Here is a 301-nt window from a genome sequence, read left to right as displayed (position 1 = left end):
TTGCGCAACGTCGGATTGATGCGGTCGCTGTTCAGCATGAGCGCGAAGACCATGCCGATGGTCATGTGGAAGACGACACTCATGCAGGTGAAGTAGAGCGTGTGCCACAGCGAGGCCCAAAACACAGGATCGTCGAAGATCGCCTGGTAGTGTTTCAGTCCGGCAAAGGATGGGTCACGACGCAGCACCGCGCTGTTCTGGAACGAGTAGGCAATCACCGTCGCCATGGGCAACAGCATCAGAAGGCCGATTATGAGCAGCGAGGGCGACAGGTAGAGATAGGGCGCCACAGCTCGTTTGA

1 pseudogene is annotated in these 301 nt (G+C 57.5%); it reads right to left on the bottom strand.

Going from position 1 to position 301, the window contains the following annotated elements:
- Positions 1 to 301: pseudogene (locus X742_RS0139965) on the bottom strand (sugar ABC transporter permease); the annotation flags it as partial.

Source organism: Mesorhizobium sp. LNHC229A00 (assembly GCF_000502415.1).
Lineage (GTDB): Bacteria > Pseudomonadota > Alphaproteobacteria > Rhizobiales > Rhizobiaceae > Mesorhizobium.
The sequence above is the reverse complement of the archived record's forward strand: the minus strand, read 5'-3'. Positions and strand labels throughout refer to the sequence as shown.